The sequence below is a fragment of the Pseudobutyrivibrio xylanivorans genome, from assembly GCF_008935055.1.
Classification (GTDB): domain Bacteria; phylum Bacillota; class Clostridia; order Lachnospirales; family Lachnospiraceae; genus Pseudobutyrivibrio; species Pseudobutyrivibrio xylanivorans_A.
Window position 1 is genome coordinate 3,166,166 of record NZ_CP043028.1, and the last position, 22,795, is coordinate 3,188,960.

General features: G+C 41.5%; 18 protein-coding genes, 1 other RNA gene and 1 riboswitch. Of the genes, 1 reads left to right on the plus strand and 18 read right to left on the minus strand.

The features are described 5' to 3' along the window. Nucleotides 1-4 precede the first annotated feature (4 nt). Together ssrS and pckA are read right to left on the minus strand one after the other, a co-directional pair. Nucleotides 5-187, minus strand: a non-coding RNA gene (gene ssrS, locus FXF36_RS14170) — 6S RNA. 298 nt (nucleotides 188-485) lie between these two features. After that, complete coding sequence (gene pckA / locus FXF36_RS14175) at nucleotides 486-2,099, minus strand: phosphoenolpyruvate carboxykinase (ATP) (protein ID WP_151625191.1); 1,614 nt, start codon at nucleotides 2,097-2,099, stop codon at nucleotides 486-488. A 235-nt stretch (nucleotides 2,100-2,334) separates the two neighbouring features. On the opposite strand from pckA, the gene FXF36_RS14180 reads away from it, so the two are divergent. Continuing rightward, nucleotides 2,335-3,708 carry a citrate/2-methylcitrate synthase gene (locus tag FXF36_RS14180; RefSeq protein WP_151625192.1) on the plus strand — a complete coding sequence of 458 codons (1,374 nt, stop codon included), beginning with the start codon at nucleotides 2,335-2,337 and terminating at the stop codon, nucleotides 3,706-3,708. 665 nt (nucleotides 3,709-4,373) lie between these two features. On the opposite strand, the gene FXF36_RS14185 is transcribed toward FXF36_RS14180, so the two are convergent. From FXF36_RS14185 to FXF36_RS14260, 16 genes are all read right to left on the minus strand, one after another. Beyond that, nucleotides 4,374-4,553 carry a hypothetical protein gene (locus tag FXF36_RS14185; protein WP_151625194.1) on the minus strand — a complete coding sequence of 60 codons (180 nt, stop codon included), beginning with the start codon at nucleotides 4,551-4,553 and terminating at the stop codon, nucleotides 4,374-4,376. A 154-nt stretch (nucleotides 4,554-4,707) separates the two neighbouring features. Then, complete coding sequence (locus tag FXF36_RS14190; protein ID WP_243143521.1) at nucleotides 4,708-5,331, minus strand: M15 family metallopeptidase; 624 nt, start codon at nucleotides 5,329-5,331, stop codon at nucleotides 4,708-4,710. Between the two features lie 54 nt (nucleotides 5,332-5,385). Then, nucleotides 5,386-6,114, minus strand: a complete 729-nt coding sequence (locus tag FXF36_RS14195; RefSeq protein ID WP_151625196.1) for a hypothetical protein — start codon at nucleotides 6,112-6,114, stop codon at nucleotides 5,386-5,388. After that, nucleotides 6,111-7,256 carry an MFS transporter gene (locus tag FXF36_RS14200; protein ID WP_151625198.1) on the minus strand — a complete coding sequence of 382 codons (1,146 nt, stop codon included), beginning with the start codon at nucleotides 7,254-7,256 and terminating at the stop codon, nucleotides 6,111-6,113. The genes FXF36_RS14195 and FXF36_RS14200 overlap by 4 nt, the downstream gene beginning before the upstream one ends. 164 nt (nucleotides 7,257-7,420) lie before the next feature. Beyond that, a complete protein-coding gene (gene cobK, locus FXF36_RS14205) occupies nucleotides 7,421-9,460 on the minus strand; it encodes a precorrin-6A reductase (RefSeq protein WP_151625200.1) in 2,040 nt (679 codons plus the stop codon). After that, entirely contained in the window at nucleotides 9,457-10,212 is a 756-nt protein-coding gene (cobJ, locus tag FXF36_RS14210; RefSeq protein WP_151625202.1) for a precorrin-3B C(17)-methyltransferase, read from the minus strand. Before cobJ ends, cobK begins: the two co-directional genes overlap by 4 nt. An 8-nt stretch (nucleotides 10,213-10,220) precedes the next feature. Beyond that, a complete protein-coding gene (locus tag FXF36_RS14215) occupies nucleotides 10,221-11,132 on the minus strand; it encodes a cobalt-precorrin 5A hydrolase (RefSeq protein WP_167511398.1) in 912 nt (303 codons plus the stop codon). Nucleotides 11,133-11,156: 24 nt separating this feature from the next. Beyond that, nucleotides 11,157-11,936: a precorrin-4 C(11)-methyltransferase gene (gene cobM, locus FXF36_RS14220; protein WP_151625206.1), complete on the minus strand. Its 780-nt coding sequence runs from the start codon at nucleotides 11,934-11,936 to the stop codon at nucleotides 11,157-11,159. After that, entirely contained in the window at nucleotides 11,924-13,030 is a 1,107-nt protein-coding gene (gene cbiD, locus FXF36_RS14225) for a cobalt-precorrin-5B (C(1))-methyltransferase CbiD (protein WP_174819754.1), read from the minus strand. The genes cobM and cbiD overlap by 13 nt, the downstream gene beginning before the upstream one ends. A gap of 14 nt (nucleotides 13,031-13,044) precedes the next feature. Beyond that, entirely contained in the window at nucleotides 13,045-13,674 is a 630-nt protein-coding gene (locus FXF36_RS14230) for a precorrin-8X methylmutase (RefSeq protein ID WP_151625210.1), read from the minus strand. After that, the gene (locus FXF36_RS14235) at nucleotides 13,671-15,179 is read right to left on the minus strand and encodes a cobyric acid synthase (protein WP_151625212.1); all 1,509 of its coding nucleotides are present in this window, start codon (nucleotides 15,177-15,179) and stop codon (nucleotides 13,671-13,673) included. The genes FXF36_RS14230 and FXF36_RS14235 overlap by 4 nt, the downstream gene beginning before the upstream one ends. A gap of 89 nt (nucleotides 15,180-15,268) precedes the next feature. Beyond that, a complete protein-coding gene (locus FXF36_RS14240) occupies nucleotides 15,269-16,072 on the minus strand; it encodes an ABC transporter ATP-binding protein (protein ID WP_151625214.1) in 804 nt (267 codons plus the stop codon). Between the two features lie 27 nt (nucleotides 16,073-16,099). Next, on the minus strand, nucleotides 16,100-17,065 hold the full coding sequence (locus FXF36_RS14245; protein ID WP_151625216.1) for a FecCD family ABC transporter permease: 966 nt from the start codon (nucleotides 17,063-17,065) through the stop codon (nucleotides 16,100-16,102). 42 nt (nucleotides 17,066-17,107) lie between these two features. Next, on the minus strand, nucleotides 17,108-18,586 hold the full coding sequence (locus FXF36_RS14250) for an ABC transporter substrate-binding protein (protein WP_151625218.1): 1,479 nt from the start codon (nucleotides 18,584-18,586) through the stop codon (nucleotides 17,108-17,110). Continuing rightward, nucleotides 18,587-20,188 carry a sirohydrochlorin cobaltochelatase gene (locus tag FXF36_RS14255; protein ID WP_151625220.1) on the minus strand — a complete coding sequence of 534 codons (1,602 nt, stop codon included), beginning with the start codon at nucleotides 20,186-20,188 and terminating at the stop codon, nucleotides 18,587-18,589. 107 nt (nucleotides 20,189-20,295) lie between these two features. Continuing rightward, nucleotides 20,296-20,490, minus strand: a riboswitch (cobalamin riboswitch). A gap of 49 nt (nucleotides 20,491-20,539) precedes the next feature. Then, nucleotides 20,540-22,699: an EAL domain-containing protein gene (locus FXF36_RS14260; protein ID WP_151625222.1), complete on the minus strand. Its 2,160-nt coding sequence runs from the start codon at nucleotides 22,697-22,699 to the stop codon at nucleotides 20,540-20,542. Nucleotides 22,700-22,795: the final 96 nt, after the last annotated feature.

Sequence of the window (22,795 nt, forward strand, 5' to 3'; positions counted from 1 at the left end):
CAAAACCTAACCCGGAGGTGCCGGGCCTATCAATTGACTCCTAGCTCTAGCTAGGTGGATCGCCGCAACTAATTTTTTGTCTTCCACTGCAATCGGAGGCCTGACAGCCAATTAGAAATATAGGCATTCCGTTTAAAGTAAATGTAGGTTCAAAAAGGATAAGTTAAATCGTACATCCCAGGTTAGGTAAAAGTCGGTATTTACTACCTGCAATTATAGTACACCAAATTTGTGTCAAAATAAAGAACAAATTTTGGACACAAGTTATATAAAAGTCTAATAATACAAAGAAAAACTCACTCCGAAACTTTTGTCTCGGGGTGAGTAATATCACTTTATAAAAACAATTCAGACCCTCATTCGCAAAACCGCTCTTTCAGAGCTTTCCTTTTGCTCATTAGGGTGTTCTCACCAAATAAGTTTTAATAGAAAAATGAATGCAAGCACTCATTTTCTATATAAAACTTACTTGGCTCTGAATTGTTTTAAAGCTGTGGACCTGCAGAAACAAGTGCCTTACCAGCCTCGTTAGATGTGTACTTAACAAAGTTCTTGTTGAATCTTGCAGCAAGATCCTTAGCCTTCTCTTCCCACTCAGAAGCGTTAGCGTATGTATCTCTAGGATCAAGAATCTTAGAATCTACACCTGGAAGCTCTGTAGGAACTTCGAAGTTGAACATTGGAATTGTCTTTGTAGGAGCATTCTTGATGTCGCCATTAAGGATAGCATCGATGATACCTCTTGTATCCTTAATTGTGATTCTCTTTCCTGTTCCGTTCCAACCTGTGTTAACAAGGTAAGCCTTTGCTCCAGACTTCTCCATCTTCTTAACAAGCTCCTCAGCATACTTTGTTGGGTGAAGCTCAAGGAATGCCTGACCGAAGCAAGCAGAGAATGTAGGTGTAGGCTCTGTGATACCTCTCTCAGTACCAGCAAGCTTAGCTGTGAATCCTGAAAGGAAGTAGTACTTTGTCTGCTCTGGTGTAAGGATTGATACTGGAGGAAGTACTCCAAATGCATCAGCTGAAAGGAAGATTACGTTATCAGCATCAGGACCAGCAGAAACCTTGTTTACCTCAGCTGCAATATTGTTGATGTGGTCGATTGGATAAGATACACGAGTGTTCTCTGTAACGCTCTTGTCATCAAAATCAATCTTACCAGCGTCATCAACTGTTACGTTCTCAAGAAGAGCATCTCTTCTGATTGCATTGTAGATATCTGGCTCAGATTCCTTATCAAGACCAATAACCTTTGCGTAGCAACCACCTTCGAAGTTGAATACGCCGTTGTCATCCCAACCGTGCTCATCATCACCGATAAGACGACGCTTTGGATCTGTAGAAAGTGTAGTCTTACCTGTTCCAGAAAGACCAAAGAAGATTGCTGTGTGCTTTCCATCCATATCGCAGTTAGCTGAGCAGTGCATTGAAGCAATACCCTTAAGTGGAAGGAAGTAGTTCATCATAGAGAACATACCCTTCTTCATCTCTCCGCCGTACCATGTGTTGATGATAACCTGCTCCTTAGATGTGATATTGAAAGCTACGCAAGTCTCCGAATTAAGACCGAGCTCCTTGTAATTTTCAACCTTAGCCTTTGATGCATTGTAAACTACGAAATCTGGCTCGAAGTTCTCAAGCTCCTCAGCTGTTGGCTTAATGAACATATTCTCAACAAAGTGAGCCTGCCATGCAACCTCAACGATGAAACGAACTGCCATACGTGTATCTTTGTTAGCGCCGCAGAAAAGATCTACAACATAAAGATCCTTGTTAGAAAGCTCCTTCTTTGCAAGCTCCTTTACCTTAGCCCAAACCTCTTCAGACATAGGATGGTTATCATTTGGATATCCTTCTGATGTCCACCAAACAGTATCCTTAGAATTCTCATCCATAACGATGTACTTATCCTTAGGAGAACGTCCAGTGTAGATACCTGTCATAACGTTAACAGCGCCAAGCTCTGTTTCCTTGCCGACTTCATATCCCTCATTTGAATCTGCGAGCTCTGCCTTGTAGAGATCCTCATAAGAAGGATTGTGAACAATGCTAGTAGTTCCTGTGATGCCATACTTTGTTAAATCAACATTAGCCATCTTGTCTTACCTCACTTTTCTAATTAATTAACTTTTTAGCTAACCCCATTTTCCTGGGATTATAAACTAATTTTCGCTAACTATCATTTTATCCAACAGCATTATTATTGTCAATTATTTCACAAAAAAATTGTTTTTTGATTTGTACAATTTTCCTTGAATTTTTTGGTAAAATTGTGGTAACATACATTAAATAATTTAGTACGCTAAAGTACAAAAGGAGGACAAGATTTTAATGCTAATTGAAAATTACTGCGAGATGACTCCAGAGGTTGAAAAGCTTGCGGAGCTGTCTAAAAAATCCTCATATATAGATCCTGAGCTTTACACCACCTACGATGTAAAAAGAGGTCTTCGTGACCTTAATGGTAAAGGTGTGCTCGTAGGAATCACTGAAATTTCAGAAGTTAATTCGAAGAAATTTGTTGACGGCAAGGAGGTTCCTTGTGACGGTCAGCTTTTCTACAGAGGCTACAATGTACGCGACCTGGTTAAGAATCTTCCACAGGAACAGCATTTTGGCTTCGAGGAATGTGCTTATCTCCTATTATTTGGATCACTTCCTACCAAAGAGCAGTTAGAAGAGTTCAAGAAGCTTCTTGCCCACTATCGTTCTCTTCCACCTAACTTTGTTAGAGATATGATTATGAAAAGCCCATCAAAGGACATGATGAACTCGCTTGCCCGCTCCGTCCTTGCCCTTTATTCCTATGATGATTATGCAGACGATACTTCGGAGGCAAACGTGCTTAGACAGTGTCTTCAGCTGATTGCTAATTTCCCATTGCTCTCAGTTTACAGCTACGCTGCCTACGATTATTACTATAATGAAAATTCACTTATCATCCATCAGCCAAAGCCTGAGTACTCGACAGCTGAAAATATTCTTCACTGTCTGAGACCAGACAGCAAGTTCACTCCACTTGAGGCAAAACTTTTGGACGTTGCACTAATCCTTCATATGGAACATGGTGGTGGTAACAACTCCACCTTCACTACTCACCTTGTATCATCATCAGGTACTGACACATACGCAGCTATTGCCGCAGCGTTAGGTTCTCTCAAGGGTCCTAAGCACGGTGGCGCCAATATTAAGGTTGTAAAAATGTTCGATGAAATGAAATCAGTTTTGAAGGACTGGGAAGATGAAGAAGAAGTTGGAAATTATCTTCGCGCACTTCTTCATGGAGAAGCTTTCGACAGACAGGGACTCATCTATGGTATGGGACACGCTATTTACTCTGTTTCAGATCCTCGTGCCATCACCTTCCATTCATTCGTGCAGGATCTTGCCATTGAAAAAGGAATGGAAAAAGAATACAACCTTTACGAATTGGTTGCTAAGCTTGCACCAAAGATTATCGCAGAGGAGCGCAAAATCTACAAAGGTGTTTCACCAAACGTGGATTTCTACTCTGGCTTTGTTTATCAGATGCTTGGCATTCCAGGCGAGCTCTTCACCCCAATATTTGCCATTGCACGTATCGCTGGCTGGAGCGCTCATCGCATGGAGGAAATCTGCCACAAGGGCAAGATTATGCGTCCTGCTTACATGACAGTATGTCAGCACAAGAAGTACATTCCAATTGAAGATCGTGTTGTAGATTAAATATTATTATAAATATGTTCAAGGGATTCTAGTTCTTGGCTAGAATCCTTTTTTCATTTTCAGCCTGCTTGTTACATGATACCCTCCCAGACTTGCGCATCAATGATGCCCTTCGGCGCTTCGCGTCATTGACTCGCAGTCTTTGGGCGGGTATGTGGTAATCAAGCAGGCTTGAAAATGGGACTGTGGCAAGCCACAGGAATAATAGTTTTTCTTATTATGGGGTATTATTTCCAATAAAGTGAACCCCAAGATATATGCTTTTATTAGGATTTGGGGTATAGCAATACCTCAATATTTACATATCCATCTACTATTGAGGTACAAATATTCCTTAAGGTACCACAACAAATCTTACAATTTTTTATATTGGTGTATTATCATACCCCAAGCCTGCAAAAACTTCCATTTCCTTGAGGTACCATTTAAGCTAATTAATACCCCAATTTGCCTTTTTATCATTTTCTTGAGGTACTGTTCTAAAAGTATGAACCTAGTTTTATCATAGTCTCATCGTAAATTCAGCGTTCCTGAGTTCCTAATTGATAAAAAGTTTTTAAATTTGCAATGTTTTATCACAAGAACTTCTGTAAAGCCGCTTCTCTTCGTTTCTAATTGATAAAAATCTTTTGATTTGGACAAAATTTATAAACACCTCAACGTGATTACAGGATTGCTGCCACTCCCATTGATAAAATAAGCATTTCACAAGAAAAATCTATCAATAGTAATCCATCAAATGCCCATTCCTTGTTAATCAATTGATAAATCAAGATTGTGGCTTGCCACAGCCCAATTTTCAATTGAGCTTGTTTACCATGTATCTCAAAAAAAGCTACTGTCAATGGTGCCTACTGAGGCAGGTGCGCTAGCACCTTTACCATTGATAGTAGCTTTTTCTGAGATACAATAACTAAAGCTCAAATGAAAAGCTATAAATCAGAATATTCCTTATTCTAATTCACAAAAAATGAGTCCCCCCTGTGACACATTTTTCATCTAGTTATATAATTTCTTCACAACAGAATCTGGCACTTCAAAGTGCTGATAATCCTTGCTATTCTTCCATGCACCACCCCACTCAAATCCATGTTCAATGAATAGCTTGTACGCCAGGTCTTCATCATCAATCTTGTACGGGAAGTCTTTGGTTCGATCAACGTAGTCTGTGGCGTTGGCAGGCTCAACGGAAAGCCTTCCGTCCACTGTTTTCACGTATGGATTATATAGGGTATTGATATCCATAGCCAGACCGTAGCCATGCTTGGAAATCTTCGTGGTGTAGCTGATGAATCTGAAGTTGAAGCTAGAGGAATTATTATCTGCCATTGACTTTTCATCGTCAGCGCCGTATTCATCCACAAGTTTTATCTTTTCGATAGGATATTTGGCCTCGTATAACTTCTGAAAAATATCAAGTAAATCATCTGCAATGTACTTGTTGCAAATAATTTCTCCCTCATGGCTTTTGCCATCAAATCCAAAATGTAGCACATGCAAATATCGTAAATCCGATACTGGGACCGTGCAATTATCCTTATAGGACAAGCCATTTATTCTAGCAAAAATCTCGCTGTCCTTATCAAATTCAAGTGAATAAAAATCCATATTTTTCTTTTCCAAACTCCCCTTACTTTCTATAGCTGTTTCTGTTTTAGAGTCCGGGACTCCGTGCATTCAATCCAATTGACTGTAAAAGCTGTCAATGTTCTGCTCAGGAAGTGAAACTGGGTCCCATCCATAGTCCTTATATGCCTTGATAGAAAGATTATTCGCAAATACGTAGTTGGAAATTATCTGAGCTCTAAGAGCCTCATTTTCTTCAGTATTTTCTCCTGACTTAACAAGGTCTTCATAGTACTTTCCGAAAATCTTCTTAGCAGTAGGCTCATAGTCTGCACCATCACCAACAGCCTCAAACTCTGAAACTACATAGTTAGCCTCATTATCCATCTTAATGTGCAGACAACCTGGGTAAGAACCACCGGAAACTGCCTCTAGAGTATCACCATTTAATTCATAATTATAAATCCAGAAATTACCCCAAAGCTTTATATCCTCTTTGTCATCATAATCCTCAGCAATAATAATTGGACATGGGATGCACACATCTGCCTGCTCATAATTAGCTCCAAACTCATCGATCAAGTACTGATAAACAACCGTGTAAAAGTACTCAGGTCCTGGGTACTCGTAGGCAGGAAGATTTGCGCTCTGGCTTTCAGCCTCTGTCTCGGTTTCGGCTTCTGTTGGCTCCGTCTCAGAAGCTTCCTGCTCCACTGACTCTTCAACTGCTGTCTCTGACTCTACGGCTTCATCAGCATTGTTGCCACAAGCAACCATGCCAAGTGCCATCACTCCAACTAATGAAATAGCTACCATTTTTTTCACAATTCTGTTTTTCATTTTTCTCTCCTCATTAAAATAATCACTGATATTATTGAAATTATAAAAAATGCTCCCAACGACATCACTGCATTTCTAAGGCCAAACTGCTCACCCAAAATACCTGTAAGCGCAGTGAATGCAACTCCACCGATTCCTGTTGCAGTTGTAATCATTCCTGTTGCAGTTGCCTTGTGCTCACCAGCAAGTGGCATAGCAATATTTAAAACACTTGGGTAAATTGCTCCGCAGGCAAAGCCAAGTGGGATGCACAATAAAAGTACCGGTATATCTGAGTTTAGCTGAGCAATTATCACTGTAATAACAGGAATTGCTATTACCGCAGCAAGTAAAATCTTATGAGCATACTTTGCGAAATATCCCACCAAAACTCTTGATGGAATCATTACAATCCAGAAAATGCTCAGGGCGTATTTTCCTATAGCAGATTGCAGTTCCTCTGCAAATAATGTGTCTACGAAGAAGGCAAAACCATTTTCATAACCAACATAGATACACATTATGACACAAAGTAAAAGAATTGCCGCGAGTATAAATTTTCCAGACCCGCTATTTGCTTCATCAGTGTCTTCAAGCTGCTCACGCTTACCATCTCCCGCATTAAACAATCCTGCCATTGCAATGGCACTGGTGACTGTCAGGAACAAAAACAAGGTCCTCCAGCTAAAGCCAAGCTTCAAATAAGTAGATACAACTAGTGGCGCCACAAATGCGCCAAGTGCATACATTGATGTAAGAAAGCCAATCTTCTTTTTGCAGGTCAATGGATATGAATCAGCAAGTGCTGCTATTGCTATGAACTGCAATGCACTGGTAGTCAGTCCTAAGAAGAAAACACCGCCAACAAACATCACCTGAGATGTAAACAACAAAATCAAAAGAGCAGCCCCAAGCTGAATACATAACAAAGTCCTAAGACATTTCACCTTGCTGTTTCTATCAGCCCAGGCTCCAAGCAAAATCGGCGCAAGCATTGTAGCAAACAACTCCACCGAAGCAAATATGCCTTTCGACGCAGTGGAGAGCTCATATGTCTGTCCAATATTCAGAAGGCTCGCCTGATATCCTCCCGCCTCAAAGCCATTAATAAAAACGATTAAGAAAAATACCAGCCACAAATACTCTCGTTTAGTCTTTTCCATAGCTCAACCTCCAAAATAAAGAGCTTCTGAACTCTTCAGAAACTCTTTATACTTATATCACACATATATGAAAGTTATATGAAATAATGGCTGAGAAAAAATATTTATATTTTTTCCAAACTTTTTCAATAACAGGCTACAAAAAGCAATAATTTCGAGAAAGCCTACAATTCAAATGTGGCAATATAAACCGGATTAAGTCCTTGCATCACAGTATAGTCTCCAGCTTTCTTACCCTTGCTTACGCAAACCTGAACTATGTCTGCACCCTTAATCTGATGTTTCTTGGTAACATTGTATATCTCAGCACTGGTCTCCATAGTTACTGAGTTGATAACCACTCGGATTGGAGAATTCAATGCTTTTAACGTTGCAATTATTTCATCAAGCCGGCCTCCACTGCCTCCGATAAATACATGTGACGGTATAGGCAATCCTTCAAGTGCATCAGGTGCCGCGCCTTCGATTACTGAAACATTGTTAAGATTAAACTTTGATACGTTTTTACGAATTAATGTGCAAGCCTCAGGCTTAAGTTCTATCGCATATACGGATATGCTTGAATCCAAAAGACCAAGCTCCACCGCAACAGAACCTGTTCCACTGCCCACATCGTAAATCACAGCGTTCTTTCCTGGTCTGAGTTTACAGATAGAAAGCTCTCTGATTTCCTCCTTTGACATTGGGACCTGCTCCCTAATGAAGCTGTCATCAGTCAAACCTGGGGCGCATGGCTTTGATATAGCATTTGTATTTTTAATGAGAATTGTACACAGTCCATCCTCATTGAAAACAGAGCATTTTTCAGGGGTGAGGCTTACTATTTTTTCATTTGAATATAGATTTGTGCCTGCAAAAATATGGAATTTTGCCCCAGTACTTTCAGTCAAGTTTATAAGCATCTCTCCTATGGTTCTAATATCTGTATTTCCAGAGGTAAGGGCAAACACCTTCTCATTGTAGGTCACAGCCTCCACAAGACGAGGCTTCCAATAGGAATCCTCCACTCCGTGAGTGCTGAGGATTACAGCATCCTGCCAGCTTTCATTGAGCTTTGAAGCCAGTGCACTAATAGAAGATATTCCTGGAAGCACCTTGGTAGTGCAGTAATCCAACTTTTCAACCGCCGCAATCAGCTTCTTTGAGCCGCTATAAAAGCCTGTATCTCCCGAGAATAATATGACTGCTTTCTTTACACCATACTTTATCTCACTGGCAAGCTGCTCCAAAACAGGCACAATATCCTTCGCAAGATAATATGGATATTTCTTGCAATCTCTGTCAATTCCAACCAGCATTCTCGAAGCTCCAAAGATATAGTCCGCTTCATTGATTGCCACCTGAACCTCGCTGGTAATTGTACCAAATCCCATTCCAAAGCCTGCCAGAGTAACAAGCAGCTTTTTATCTGGGGTAATCTTCTGACCATCTTCCTTAATATCAAACAAATCAAAAAGTGCAGACTTCACCTGATTGAAATCCAGGGCCTGCATATTTTCTTCTGGTCGTTTTAAAAGAAAGACCTTCACGCCAAGCCTATTAGCTGCAACAATTCTCTCCCGCTGCCCGCTGGACTTACCGCCCTCTTTCATCACCAGGACCTTGGCATCACATTCCTTTAAAAAGGCCAAATTCATTCCTGCAGTAAACGGTCCCTGCATAGCAATAATCTGGCTGCCCTTCAATCCATTGTCATAGCAGATTTTCAAGCTTTCCTCACTAGGAATCACCCTGGCAACAAGGCGCTCTCTAAGTTCTTCATCGTTACAAAATGCCTTTAACTCTTTGCTACCTGTTGTAAGAAAAACTTTGCCAGTAGTATTTTTCAGAGCTCGAATGCATTCTTCATTATTATCAAAAAAGAAGCAATTGCTTAAATCCAAGCCCTCCTCTTCGTCGCGAGCGAGCCTGAAGAAAGGTACCTCCTTGTAAGCAAAGACACTTTCTAATATTTCCTGTTTTACTATTTCTGCAAAAGGATGGGTCGCATCTACAATTGCATCCGGTTCCTGCTGACGATAAAGATCTGCCATCTGAGCTGCATCCATTCGCCCCTGATGCACATGGAGATAGTCAGACTCCATCACAGGCTGCTTGCCGTACTCAGTTGCCACACAATACACGCAGGAAACCTTGGCGTTAACCAGCATCTCAGCCAGTCGTCTACCCTCTGTTGTTCCACCGAAAATGATAACCTTTTTCATAGTTTATACCCTCTAGGCGTAACCAATCTGTTATTGATAATCTTCGTGTTGGAATTTCCAATAAATACTGTTGTAAACATATTAACACTTGTTGTCCTAAGTTCCAAAAGGGTGCATGTGACAGCCCTCTCTCCCTCACGACCAATGTTCTCAACATATCCACAGGCTCTGTTTTCCTTTGCACCTGAGGAAAGCATAATGTCGCAGGCCTTCTGCAAATAATCGTGCCGCTTATGACTGCTTGGATTATAAAGAGCAATGGCAAAATCCCCCTCAATTGCGCAGCGAATACGTCTTTCAATTGCCTCCCAAGGTGTCAGCAAATCGCTCAAACTAATTACACAAAAATCATGATTGATAGGCGCACCTAAAACAGCTGCGCCAGATATTGCTGCTGTAACACCTGGGATTACCGAAATATTATCCTCTGTGAAATCCGAATTCGTATTTACGTATTCTGGCAAAAGCTCAAACATTGGTGCCGCCATGCCATAAACACCTGCATCGCCACTACAAATAAAAGCAACATCCTTGCCTGAAAGAGCAAACTCAAAGCATGCCCTGCATCGTTCAATCTCCTGCTTCATAGGTGTGGTGAAAAATTCCTTCTCTTTGAAATAATCCTTCACCAAATCAATGTAGACAGTGTAACCCACAATAACATCCGACTTTTCCATGCAGGCGTATGCTTCCTCAGACATTGCTGATTTCTCGCCTGGTCCCATTCCGATTATATAAATATGTCCTGCCATATCTGCTCCTACCATACTAAAACAATGTTAAATCTAACTGCTGCCGCAAGTGTTATTCCATCTGAGGCAGTTTTATTCATAGCTAAATTCCCGCCCTCTCCGGCTAAAAGAAGCGCCGAGCGCTCACACACATTTCCAACGCCAACCTGTTCTTTTACAAAGGATGATTCATTAAAATCCCCTTCCACTGCCTCCAATTCATCCGAAGAAAAAGTTACAAAAGGAACACCATAAAATTCTGCCAGCTTCACCAGTCCTACCTCCTCTGATTTCACATCAATAGAGGCTATCCCATATAAGTTTTCCTCCAGCTCTTCATCTGAATAATACATATTTACGAATGCTTTTATGTCTTCAAAGGTCTTTCCCTTTTTGCAGCCAATACCAAGGATAAGCCTCTTTGGAATCAGCTTTAGACCTTCGATGATTATCTCCTCATCCTTTTGGATAATTTCTAGTTCTTCTCCCCGAAGGGCCTTTCCTGAGACTTCTTTTATTTTGCTTTTATCGCATATACGAAGTCCATTTTTCTTTGCAAAAACATCAACCGCAAATACGTTATTCAAATCCGTGGCAGTGGTAATCACTGGAGTCGCAGCAATTTCTTTTGCGATAACACGCGCCAATTCATTTGCACCTCCAAAATGGCCAGATAGAATTGGAATAACATTTTTCCCAAGCTCATCTATAACAATGACAGGGCTGTCCTTCAGTTTGCTTGTAATAAAAGGTGCAATCGTTCTCACCGCGATCCCAACAGAACTAATGAAAACTACTGGCAAATGCATATCAAAGCAGTCCCTGGTCCAATCGGAAAGCGATATATCTTCTGGCTTTGTTTCAATATAAAAAGGGCCTTTTAGTTTTTCCGCCACCTTTTTTCCATTATCTGTAAAATAAACTACTCTTAATATAATCATATCTACTCCAAAGAGGGACATTTATTAATGTGGTGTTCGAAATCCAGTCTCAAAATCCTTATCATACAGCTTGCTCAAAGAATAATTAGACTTTGCTATCACATCCCCAACCAAAATCACTGCCAGATTTTTGATATTCTTGGCCTTCGCAGTGTTTGCCAGGGTTCCAACTGTGCAAATATATTTTTCCTCTTCCGGCCAGCTTGCCTTATAGACAATCGCTGCTGGCGTATTCTTATCATAGCCTCCCTTGAGCAGACGCTCCTGAAGTTCCTCAAGCATACCAGTTGAAAGATAGATTGCCATGGTCGCTCCATGGGCTGCAAAGCTTTCAATGCTCTCCCCTTCAGGTACAGCAGTCCTGCCTTCCATTCTTGTAATAATCAATGACTGACTCACATCCGGGAGAGTATACTCCAAGTTAAGACTTGCTGCCGCTCCAAAGCAAGCGCTTACTCCAGGACAGCTTTCATAGTCTATGCCCTTTTCATCCAGAATATGCATCTGTTCCTGAACAGCTCCGTAAATACTAGGTTCACCAGTATGAAGACGTACAACCATCTTTCCTTCCTGATTCGCATTTACGATAATTTCCATAACCTCTTCTAAAGTCATGGTTGCGCTATTATATATTTCGCAATCCTTTTTTGCATATTCAAGCAATTCAGGATTTACCAACGAGCCTGCATAAATTATCACATCCGCCAGCCCTAAAAGCTTTGCTCCTCTCACTGTTATCAGGTCTGCTGCTCCGCAGCCTGCCCCTACGAAATATACTTTATTGCGAGATGTCACTTTAGACATTCCTTTACTCCTTCCGATTCAGCCAATATTCCAAACTCATTGGAATACAGTACACATTCAACCTTTATTCTGCCCTGAGCTCTAAAGTCCAAATAAAACAATATCTTTTCCAGGGCAATTTTCATTGTAGACTCAAGCAAACCTGCTTCTTCAACAAGCTTCATAGCTTCTTCTGTATTCAGGCAGTCCAAAATCTTTAAGGCTAGCTTAGCATCTGCCCCAGCCTTTAAGGCACAGGCTGCAAGTATTTCCATTCGGCTGTCTGCCTCATGGCTATGGGTATTCATAATACCGCCAGCAACCTTGATAAGCTTTCCCACATGACCTGTGATGAGAAGCTTTTCAAAGCCAAGGAGACATGCCATATCAACAGTTTCTCCTATGAAATTGGAGCACTTTACACTCTTATCCAAATCATAGTCGTAGGTCTCCTTCATGAACTTGAGTCCATAGTTTCCAGGAGTAACAATGGCTATGGTATAACCAAGCTCCTTCTTCTGCTTCAGTTCCACATAAATCGTATCAATCAATGCCTTGGCGCTCATTGGCTCCACAATCCCTGTGGTTCCAAGAATGGAAATACCACCTGTGATTCCAAGTCTGGGATTGAAGGTGTGACCTGCCAGCTCTTCTCCCTCTGGAACAGATATTTCTACCTTTAAGACTCCGTTGAAGTCCAAAAGTCTGCAGACCTCCAGCACTTCCTTTTCAATCATAAACCTTGGAACACTGTTTATCGCAGCATTACCCACAGGCTGATCCAGCCCAGGCAATGTAACTCGTCCAACTCCAAAGCCTCCATCGATTTCTACCGCAGGCTCCGCCGCAAGAGCCTCACTTGACTGACTTGCCACTGAAACGACAGCAACCACATGAGCACCTGTTGTCACATCTGGGTCATCTCCCCCATCCTTTATGACAGCACAACTCACCTGACTCACGCCTCGCACAACATCCACAATCTCAGCATCAAACATCACCCCTGCCGGCGTCTCTATTTCTATTCTGTTTTTCTCTTTCCCACTGAGCAACATGTACGCCGCTGCCTTCGCAGCAGCCGCAGCACAGCTCCCAGTTGTAAAGCCTTTTCTCAACGAAATCATCCTTTTCACAGTGTATACAGAAGTGCATTGACTATGGCAGCCGCAATATTACTGCCACCTTTTCTGCCTTTATTGATAATGTAAGGCACATTTGACTCCAAAAACAGCTCCTTGGCGGGAACTACATTTACAAATCCAACAGGAACTCCGATGACAAATTCCGGCGTAAAGGAGCCTGCCTCCATAAGCTCATAAAGTGAAATAAGCGCAGTCGGCGCATTTCCTATTGCAAAGATAACAGGCTTGCCAAGCTTTGCTGCCCTCTCCATTGAGACAGTTGCTCTTGTAACCTGACGCTGCTTTGCCTCTGCAGCCACATCATCATCTGCCATAAAGCAGTGAACCTCACCTCCGAAGGACGCAAGCTTTGTCTTATTGATTCCAGCCTTTGCCATATTGGTGTCGGTGACAATATCAGCACCGCCCTTTATTAGATTATGGGCAATCTCTATTGCATTTTCTGAATAACACATGGTATTTGCGTATTCGAAGTCTGCACTTGTGTGAATAACCCGCTTTGTCACTGGCTCCTGGATTGGATCAAGAGTGATGCCAAGGGTCTTAAGCTCCTGGCCAATAATTTCAAAGCTTCGCTTTTCTATTTCACTTGGTAATACATATTCTATGTTTTTCATTTTATTAACCTATATATATAATCCATGTCCAAATTTTCTCTCAGCACCTGAGCCAGCCTGTCATATTCCCTATCCTTGAAGGACTGATAATCTACAGCTGATTCAATGGAAAGCTCCACACCCTTTTGCTCTGCAACAGCAGCTACAAGGCGATAAGCCAAATCCTCATTATCAAAAATCCCATGGACATAGGTGCCAAGTATGTTTTTGTCTTGCACAAGAATAATATTTCCCTCGTCATCACGCTCAACAATATCAAGCTCCGGAGCATCTCCTTCAATATTTGACACTCCATTGTGGATTTCATAACCCACAAACTCTTCTCCTGCAAGGCTAGAGAAAATACCAGTCAAATCATCGAAGCAATCCTCAGTCTGGCTGCGATATTTTTCGCCACTAAGAATAGTATTCAATGGCAAAAGTGAAAGGCCTCTGATAGAGCCTCCTTCTTCCACCGCTTCAGGGTCTGATACTAGGTTTCCCATCATCTGGAAGCCGCCGCAGATTCCAACCACTGGTTTATTCACCGCAAACTTTTTCACAGCAGCTTCCATTCCTGACTCTCGCATCCAGCGAAGATCACCAATGGTATTCTTACTTCCAGGAATAATGACCAAATCAGCTTTCTCTAATTCTCTTGGGTTAGAAGTAAAATTCACCTTCACGCCAGCAAGACTTTCAAATGGTGCAATATCTGTAAAATTAGAAATTCGGGGCAATCTGACTACCGCAATCTCTACCGTATTTACGGATTCACCTGCGGCATCACCGTGAACATTTGATAATCTTTCACTCAGACTATCCTCATCATCTATCATCAATTGAACATAAGGAACTGTACCAATAACAGGCACTCCTCCCATGTCCTCTATCATCTCTATTCCTGAATCTAAAAGAGACTTATCCCCTCTGAACTTATTGATAATAAGTCCCTTCACTCTTGCTCTTTCATCTTCTTCCAAAAGCTCAAGAGTACCTAAAAGCTGTGCAAAGACTCCACCTCGATCTATATCACCGACTAATAAAACCGGTGCATCCACAAGCTTTGCCATTCCCATATTTACAATATCGTCTGCTTTAAGATTAATTTCCGCAGGGGAGCCCGCTCCCTCAATCACGATGATGTCAGCCCACTCTTCAAGCTTGTGATATGCCTCCAAAATATCTGGAATAAGCTTTTTCTTGTAAGCAAAATAGTCTACCGCAGACATATTCCCCACCACTTCACCATTTACAATGACCTGGGAGCCAACATCATTTGTAGGCTTTAAAAGAATCGGATTCATATATACCGATGGCATCACTCCTGCGCACTCCGCCTGCATAGCCTGAGCTCTTCCAAGCTCAAGACCATCAACTGTAACAAAGGAATTCAATGCCATATTCTGCGATTTAAAAGGTGCTACCTTGTAGCCATCCTGTTTGAAAATTCGGCACAGCCCTCCCACTAAAAGGGACTTGCCCACATTGGACATCGTGCCTTGGATCATTATTACTTTTGACATGATACACCTCATCATATGGGTCCAAAGGATGATTACTTTAGTAATCAACTTTGGTGCCCTAGTAAGCAAGGCTTACATAATACTTCCCCTCAAGGGGAAGCCTTTATCAGTTTCTTTAAACTATTTGCATAATCTAACAAGCCTGTAGTGAATATTATTCCGCTGCCCCCTGGCATGTGATAAAGCTTCTCTATCCTTTCACCAGTAAGAATCTCTGATGGTGTGCCCACGTAGGCAACCTCACCACCCTCAACTGCTATAACCTTATCCGCCACAGCTGGAACGAATTCAAGCTCATGAATTGACATAAGAACCGCGATGTTTTTCTCCACCGCAAGCCTCTTTATAACCGAAAGAATATCTATCTTGAACTGCACATCTAAAAAGGATGTAGGCTCGTCTAATATCATTATCTCTGGCTCCTGACAGATTGCCCTGGCAAGCATTACTCGCTGTCGTTGTCCATCACTGATTTTCATAAAATCAAGGTCAGCAACATCTGTCGCTCCAACTAGTTCAATTGCCGCGTTCACCTTTTTAATGTCATCATCAGACAATATGCCAAGCCGTCCTGTATAAGGATATCTACCTGTTGAAACCATCTCAAAGCAGGTCATCAGCTCTGGATGGATGCGCTCAGTCATTACCATGGAAAGCTTTTTCGAAAGGTCCTCCTCGGAAAGGGTCATCTCATCCTCATCACCGATGTAAACCTTACCAGACAACTTCTTCAATTGTCTTGTGATTGTCTTTAACACAGTGGATTTACCCGCACCATTTGGACCGATAATTGCTGTCACTTCGCCAGAATTGACGGCAAGGGAGATGTCGGAAATGACGGGAACGTTGTAGCCGACTGTTAGATTATCTAATGATATACTTTGTCTATTCATTTATTTTTTACACCTCATCAGTCAGCTCTAGGAAGCCTTCTTTTTTACTAATAGAACTATCACAACCGGAGCCAAAAGCACTGCAGTTACCGCACTAATGCTAAGCTCCGTCGGAGCGAAGGCTGTTCTTGCAATACAATCACAGACAAGAGTAATGATGGCACCACCAAAGAAGCAAGCAGGAATCATAATGATTGGCTTTGCTGTTTTCATAATCATTCTCATAATATGTGGAACTGCAATTCCTACAAAAGAAATCGGACCTGCAAAGGCTGTAACCGTTGCGGATAAAATACTGGAAAGTAAAATCAAAATAATCCTAAGCTGTCTGATATTCACGCCCATGTTTCTGGCATATGCTTCGCCAAGCTGATAGGCCCCTATCGGCTTTGACATCAAAAAACTAAAAACGATGGTGACTAACACAATTATCAATGAAATAGCCACATTATCCCAGTTAGTTCCAGAGAAGCTTCCCAAGGACCAGTTGTGAAGATTTACGATATTTGAGTCATCCGCAAATGCGATAATGAATTCCGTAATTGCGGAGCAGATGTACCCAATCATGACACCGCAAACTACCAGCAGAGACATGTTCCGCACCTTGTTTGCAAGAAGCATGACCAATCCCATAGATAAAAGTGAGCCTGCGAAGGCACATATTACCATTCCAAAAGCGCTGATTAATCTACCCTGACCTAAAAGCAGCACCATTGCAATGGCAACAAAAAGCTTTGCTCCCGATGAAATTCCAAGTACATAAGGACCCGCAATTGGATTACCAAAAAAGATTTGAAGTAAGAAGCCGGACACGGCTAATGCTCCTCCAAGAATAATCGCCGAAAGAATCCTTGGAAGTCGTATTGAAAAGATAATTTTGCCCAGATAAATATCATTAGGCGCAAGGAGAGACTGCCATATCTCCCTGACGGAAATATGGGCGCTCCCCAGCCCAAGACTGATAAAGAAAACCACTATAAGTAAAACTGCCATCCCTAAAAAATCTAATAAGTATTTTCTACTGTTTCGCAATTTCTACTCCTTAAGCTTGTAAATATATTTGAGCCCGCTATCGTTTCCCTTAAGAATATTGTATATATCTTCTATAAATTCTGCCACATCTGCGCTTTTTTGGAAATAGTCTTTCCCTAAACAATAAACATTATCAGACTTTACTGCTTTGAAACCTTCAAGGATTTCAGCCTTGGATAAAAGCTCAGTTACATCTGAAAGCTCGCCCTCGATAGTGCTATTGTAAATCAGAATGTCTGCATCCTTTGCCTGAAGATAAAAATCCTCCATGGTTATCTTCTGGGTAGATAAGGCATTGTCTTCTGCTGCCTCCAGCTCTGCAGGAACATAATTACCCCCCGCCATTGAAATCATGGAAGTAATATAGTCACCCGGTTTTCTAACAACCACCTGACCATTTGAAGAGATTGAAAAGAAAGCAACCGTCTTTTTGGTATTAGCCGATTTGGAAATTTCTTTAATTCTGCTCTCCTGATCCTCGAAAAAAGCTGTAGCCTCATCAAGTTTGTCAAACAAAACACCGTAAAGTTTAATCCACTCTAATCTGCCCAGTGGATTTTGCTCATAGCTTGAGCGCTCCACGAGAACAGTAATACCTAGTTCTTCCAGCTTTTCCTTAACCTCTGGATTGTGGTAAATCATGGTGTTTTCTATGGCAAAATTACACCCCTCACTAAGGAGAAGTTCGTAATCTGGCGCTGAATATTTTCCGGCATAAAGAATGTCTCCTGAAGACATTTTCTCTTTGGCTGCCTTGATGTACCAATCCTTGGAATCAGTGCCAGAGAAACGAATATTGTCTAACGCATCAATTTTGCTAATCAAATCCATTACTGAAGTAGAAACCAGATAGGTTTTATCAAGTTTATCTTCATCCATAAACAGATACTGCTCAAGGTTTTCTCCTTCACCGATGTTGATGAAGGTTTCGATGTTACCAACTGCATCCTTATAGTAATCAACTGTAAATTGGGTGGCATAGTCTAATTTTAAAGAGCCTACATAGGTTAAATCCTCAAGTATTATCTCCTCGTCGGACTCCTTCGGAGACAGTTTTACCGCAGGGTGAAGTTTTGAGCCCGGTGCATATACCGTCAGCCCGTATTCTATCTCATGGGGCACACTCATGGCGGTGGTGTCGCCTATGACAGTAAACTCTTCATCAAACTCTGAGAATGGTATCGTAAATACGGAATTCTCTCCCTCAGCTGCCTCGTTGTCGTAGCGGATATCCTCAACCTTCATATAGTCATAGTGTGAGCTTGACCAGACGAGCTTTACCGTATTTCCCTCATCACTTACAACTACCTCTGCTGGAGATTCCACAGTGGCTTTGCCACTTCCGCCTGTAAGGGTCACATGGCAGGAATAGTTTCCGTCCTCTATATCTGCAGCGGTCTCTTCTATTCTGTTGTTATTAAAAAAGCTGCAGGCTGTTAAGCTCAGAGCCAGCACTGCAGCAATTATTGTTATTCGCTTCATTTAGAATGATACACTCACCTTATGATCATACCAGGTTCCTTTTTCGCCAAGAATAGCAAGGTCAAACTCGCTGCCAAGCTTCTCAACAGGAACATCAAATCCGTAAACTACATCTGTAGTTCCATCTGCATACTTAATCTCATCCTCTGTTGGCTGAAGCCAGTTTGCTTCGTTCTTCTCAGCATCTGCTGCTGTACCAACATAAAGGTTTACAATCTTCTTTGAAACAAGTGAAATATGAACTGACATCTTACCATTCTTCGATGTAAGAGTTCCCTTACCGTTCATTGCTTCATTTACATGGAACATTGAGCTGTCAGTATCAAAGTTTACCTCGTACTCCTGACCATCCTTAATCTCGTCAGTTGAAGCCTCTGCTGTTTTTGTTACATCGCCTAAAGACTTAACAGCCTCTGCTGTATGAGCAACATAAAGCTTCTGAACATCTGCTATTTCACCAAGACCAGCAATCTGACACTCAATAGAAGTAAAGTTTCCAGAAGCCTCAAACATTGACTTCCAAGAATCCTCGTCATCACCAGCCATATCGTTGTTTGCATGGTCACCAGCAACAACCATAAGTGGACGAAGAACTACCTTTGTGTAACCAGCTTCCTTAACAGCCTCGATAACGTTCTCGCAAGCTGTCTCCTCAGGCTCACCCTCAACAGTACCGATGAATACGTTCTTGTAACCAAGCTTGTTCATCTGTGTTTGCATCTGAGAATATGTAACCTTTGCTGTGTGGCTAGTTCCATGTCCCATGAATACGTATGCCACGCCGTCCTTCTCAGCTGCTTCAAGGCTGTCATAATCTGTAGACCATGAAACTGCCTCTGCAACAACTGCCTCAGCAACTGCCTTCTTATCAGCATTGATTACTGTAGCATCAGCACCAACCTCACCAAGAAGTGGCTCAGCAACTGCTATCGAATCAAACTTATCTGAATATGCGTTAACATCTTCCATAAGCTCATCGTACTCAGCGCCGTGCATAAGATGTGTAGGCTGAACAACTAAGTTCTTAACACCATTTGCAACTGCTCTATCAAGTGCCTGCTTTACATTATCAATCTTCTCATTATCACGAGCCTGAATGTGATTGATGATAATCTGTGCTGTAAATGCACGTCTTACAGACCAGTCCGGATTAGCCTCAGCAATTGCTTTCTCAACACCAGCAATATCCTGAACACGGCTATCATTGAAAGAAGTACCAAAGCTTACAACAAGGATTTCGTTCTCACCAATATCATCCTGATTCAAAGGATCATCCTTGCTGGCGTCACCTGTATCTCTTCCGAAATAATCTGGATCAGCTTCCTCGCCCTCAACAAGCTCCTTCTGTGCATCTGTAAGTGCATCCCATGCGGCCTTAGCTGCTGCACACTGCTCATCAGTCTGCTCTGTCCATTCCTGAACATAAATTGCATCGATTAACTCTGCACATTTATCTGCCATTTCCTGATCAGATACCTCCTGTGTTGCCTCTACAGCGGTCTCCTCTGCTGGCTCAGTCTCAGCTGCTGTGTTTCCACATGCTGCAAAAGAAACTGATAAGCTCATAATAAGAGCAAGTCCACATAACGCTTTTCTTTTCATATTATGTAATCCTCCATTTTCTGGTGCGGACCACAAACTTAATAGGGTCGCCTAAAGCGACCCTAATTCAATCAAAAATCATGAACTAAGATTTGAAGGTCCGCAAATCGTTAATCTAAGAGTAGGCAGGTCTCCTGACTTCGATCATCATCTACAATCTCTTCCCAAGCGATGCTCAGTGACATAACTGCAGACTCCCTAACACAGTGACGGCTTCGTTCTGGATTCGCACCAGATTCCCTTTTCACCCATACCAATTCGTAATTACGAATTGTATGGACACCTAATCCTTATGAAACATATTAAATTCGTAAAGAACTTACCACACTTGTAAAGGTCTGTCAAATGCCATTAGGATGTAATTGCAATTATAACTACCTCAAATGCCACATATTGATTCACAGGATTTCGACCAATGAATTTAATAAACAAATCCATGGTAAGCCCCTGTTCCTTCAAGCCTTCCACCAGCTCCCATTTTCCAGAATCCACACACTTTGCAATGGTATCAAGAAATTCATTCTCTGGTAATCTCTTCTGGCGAATCATAACCTGTCCCAAGTCCATCTCATCAACAAAATCCGTCTTCAGCAGGAAATCGGCAAAGGTTCTATTGTACCTTAGAATATAAATGCTATCCTCTCTAAATTCTAGGATTCCCGTCGGCAGCTGACCAAAGAACTCATTAGCCCTCCAGTTATAATCAGTATTAACATCAGGCTCAACAACATTCACCTTGGAAATTTTATCGAAGTATTCTGTCTCATGCTTATCTTCTATCCTGTTTCCAACATTTGCACCGCAAATTGCATACCATTCGTCCAAATCAATTGGCTTGGCAAAATGATATCCCTGCAACTTTGAAGCCCCAATTTCTCTTAAGAATTTAACCTGTTCAATAGTTTCAACGCCCTCGATAACAGTATCGATTCCAAGCTTTTTTGCCATCTGAATCAGCTGGTGTAAAATGATATGATTCTTACGTGAAAGATTAAACTCACGCATAAATCTCATGTCAAACTTGATAACATCAAATTCAAACGTCTGAAGCATATTCAAAGAGGAATATCCGCTACCAAAATCATCCATCCAAACGCTATAACCCAGACTATGGAAACGACGGATTTGTTCCTTTACAAAATCAGGATCCAGACTAGATACGCTCTCCGTTATCTCTATTGTAATATCCTCAGCGGTAACCGTCTTGGACGCCTTGACTCTCTTATCAATTTCCTCAACAATATCGCATAGCTGAAAATCATACTTGGACAGATTTATACTTACAGGTACAACAGGATGTTCCTTCGCGTAAACATCCTCCAAATCCTCGATAACCCGTTCCAAGATATACAAATCAAGCTTGTGAATCAGCTTAACATCCTCTAGAACATAAATAAAATGATCAGGTGGTATTATTCCACGAACGGGATCAATCCATCGCGCCAAAGCCTCTTCATCACACACATATCCATTTACCGCACGTATGATTTGCTGATAATAAGGCTTTATCCAACGTTCCTCCATTGCCTTATCAAAGTTGTTAATAACATACTGATGATTGGAAGCTGCAGCATGAGTGTTAACATCGTAATACGCATATTTTGAAATGTAAGCGCCCTTTTCCTTATCGCTTGCAATTTTTGCACGATCAAAAGCACTGGATGCAGAAACATCCTCGAATGCTATAGAGTATATCCCGGCGTGAACCGGAAGTGAACGTCCCTCATTAGCATATTTCATTTCCTCGAATATTTTTGCCAGTACTTCCTCAACGCCCTCCATTTTTGTAAACACTGCAAAATGGTCTGAACCCATTCGTCCACAGTTTTCATTTGAAAAATATTTCTTCAAAATTTGAGCACAAGCTACAAGGAGGTTATCCCCTTCCCTAAGGCCGTATTTTTCATTGAAAAACTTCATTCCAGTTAAATCAATGAAAATAATACCTGGTGTAAATCCTTCGCTCAGAATGTTTTTCTTTCCAGCATCGGCCAACTGCAAAAAGTAAGACATATTAGGTAAGCCTGTGAGCGTATCGTAGAAATTGTCTCGAATCAGGCTTTCTTTTTTCATTATGTCTCTGAAATTCGAAGCTAGATGCTCCGTCAATGGATTTTTTGAATTTGAGCCCAAGCCCTCAACCATATAAATTGTGGATGAAAGCATCGTTCCGTCCTTTGTAAAGAAATGGGCACCATGAGAATGAAGAATCACATAATCATTGAGAAGATGTGACATGGTTCGATAAACACAATCAAAAGACTCCCCACCTGAGGCAAATTTTAAGGCCGCATCTGCAACTCTGGCTTTATCATCTGGGTGAGTATCACGATACATATCCTCATTGAGGAGAGTAATTACATCCTCCCTAGGCATGGCCATCATCTGGCACAAGCCATCCGTAACAAGGAGAGTGGTTACTCTCTTATCCAGAAACTGATAAATAGCCATAGCTATATTCAGCCTTTCAAGCGCTTCTCTTTCAATTGGATCAAACTCGTACTTGGCCATAGCAAAGCCTCTCCCCTAAATAGATTTTTAATAAAAATCGATATAGCGCATTACTCAAGCAAGTAATCACAGTATAAAAAAGAATGGTGAATTAAT